General features: G+C 56.6%; 1 rRNA gene (only partly in view). It reads left to right on the top strand.

Going from position 1 to position 2,505, the window contains the following annotated elements:
• Window positions 1-2,474 (top strand): 23S ribosomal RNA (locus ACFV9H_RS41080) (it extends 730 nt beyond the left edge of the window).
• Window positions 2,475-2,505: the final 31 nt, after the last annotated feature.

Raw genomic sequence — 2,505 nt, 5'->3', positions numbered from 1 at the left:
AGTCGTGACTGCGTGCCTTTTGAAGAATGAGCCTGCGAGTTAGCGGTGTGTAGCGAGGTTAACCCGTGTGGGGAAGCCGTAGCGAAAGCGAGTCCGAATAGGGCGATTGAGTTGCACGCTCTAGACCCGAAGCGGAGTGATCTAGCCATGGGCAGGTTGAAGCGGAGGTAAGACTTCGTGGAGGACCGAACCCACCAGGGTTGAAAACCTGGGGGATGACCTGTGGTTAGGGGTGAAAGGCCAATCAAACTCCGTGATAGCTGGTTCTCCCCGAAATGCATTTAGGTGCAGCGTCGTGTGTTTCTTGCCGGAGGTAGAGCACTGGATAGGCGATGGGCCCTACCGGGTTACTGACCTTAGCCAAACTCCGAATGCCGGTAAGTGAGAGCACGGCAGTGAGACTGTGGGGGATAAGCTCCATGGTCGAGAGGGAAACAGCCCAGAGCATCGACTAAGGCCCCTAAGCGTACGCTAAGTGGGAAAGGATGTGGAGTCGCAGAGACAACCAGGAGGTTGGCTTAGAAGCAGCCACCCTTGAAAGAGTGCGTAATAGCTCACTGGTCAAGTGATTCCGCGCCGACAATGTAGCGGGGCTCAAGCGTACCGCCGAAGTCGTGTCATTGCAGCAATAGGGCCAACGCCCGCTGTGATGGGTAGGGGAGCGTCGTGTGCCGGGTGAAGCAGCAGCGGAAGCTAGTTGTGGACGGTTCACGAGTGAGAATGCAGGCATGAGTAGCGATACACACGTGAGAAACGTGTGCGCCGATTGACTAAGGGTTCCTGGGTCAAGCTGATCTGCCCAGGGTAAGTCGGGACCTAAGGCGAGGCCGACAGGCGTAGTCGATGGACAACCGGTTGATATTCCGGTACCCGCTTTGAAACGCCCAATATCGAATCCTCTGATGCTAAGGCCGTGAAGCCGTTCCGGACCCTTCGGGGAAAGGAAAGTGGTGGAGCCGCCGGCCCAAGGTGGTAGTAGGTAAGCGATGGGGTGACGCAGGAAGGTAGTCCAGCCCGGGCGGTGGTTGTCCCGGGGTAAGGGTGTAGGCCGAGGGGTAGGCAAATCCGTCCCTCATACAAGGCTGAGACCTGATGCCGAGCCGATTGTGGTGAAGTGGATGATCCTATGCTGTCGAGAAAAGCCTCTAGCGAGTTTCATGGCGGCCCGTACCCTAAACCGACTCAGGTGGTCAGGTAGAGAATACCGAGGCGTTCGGGTGAACTATGGTTAAGGAACTCGGCAAAATGCCCCCGTAACTTCGGGAGAAGGGGGGCCATCACTGGTGATCGGACTTGCTCCGTGAGCTGGGGGTGGCCGCAGAGACCAGCGAGAAGCGACTGTTTACTAAAAACACAGGTCCGTGCGAAGCCGTAAGGCGATGTATACGGACTGACGCCTGCCCGGTGCTGGAACGTTAAGGGGACCGGTTAGTGACCTTTCGGGGTTGCGAAGCTGAGAACTTAAGCGCCAGTAAACGGCGGTGGTAACTATAACCATCCTAAGGTAGCGAAATTCCTTGTCGGGTAAGTTCCGACCTGCACGAATGGCGTAACGACTTCTCGACTGTCTCAACCATAGGCCCGGTGAAATTGCACTACGAGTAAAGATGCTCGTTTCGCGCAGCAGGACGGAAAGACCCCGGGACCTTTACTACAGTTTGATATTGGTGTTCGGTTCGGCTTGTGTAGGATAGGTGGGAGACTTTGAAGCCGTGACGCCAGTCATGGTGGAGTCGCCGTTGAAATACCACTCTGGTCGTGCTGGATGTCTAACCTCGGTCCGTGATCCGGATCAGGGACAGTGTCTGATGGGTAGTTTAACTGGGGCGGTTGCCTCCCAAAGGGTAACGGAGGCGCCCAAAGGTTCCCTCAGCCTGGTTGGCAATCAGGTGTTGAGTGTAAGTGCACAAGGGAGCTTGACTGTGAGACCGACGGGTCGAGCAGGGACGAAAGTCGGGACTAGTGATCCGGCGGTGGCTTGTGGAAGCGCCGTCGCTCAACGGATAAAAGGTACCCCGGGGATAACAGGCTGATCTTCCCCAAGAGTCCATATCGACGGGATGGTTTGGCACCTCGATGTCGGCTCGTCGCATCCTGGGGCTGGAGTCGGTCCCAAGGGTTGGGCTGTTCGCCCATTAAAGCGGTACGCGAGCTGGGTTTAGAACGTCGTGAGACAGTTCGGTCCCTATCCGCTGTGCGCGTAGGAATATTGAGAAGGGCTGTCCCTAGTACGAGAGGACCGGGACGGACGAACCTCTGGTGTGCCAGTTGTCCTGCCAAGGGCATGGCTGGTTGGCTACGTTCGGGAGGGATAACCGCTGAAAGCATCTAAGCGGGAAGCCTGCTTCAAGATGAGTATTCCCACCTCCTTGAGAGGGTAAGGCTCCCAGTAGACGACTGGGTTGATAGGCCAGATGTGGAAGCCCGGTAACGGGTGAAGCTGACTGGTACTAATAGGCCGAGGGCTTGTCCTCAGTTGCTCGCGTCCACTGTGTTAGTTCTGAA

It is taken from the genome of Streptomyces sp. NPDC059874, from assembly GCF_042731135.1.
GTDB lineage: Bacteria > Actinomycetota > Actinomycetes > Streptomycetales > Streptomycetaceae > Streptomyces.
This window is presented reverse-complemented; position numbering and strand designations above follow the sequence as displayed.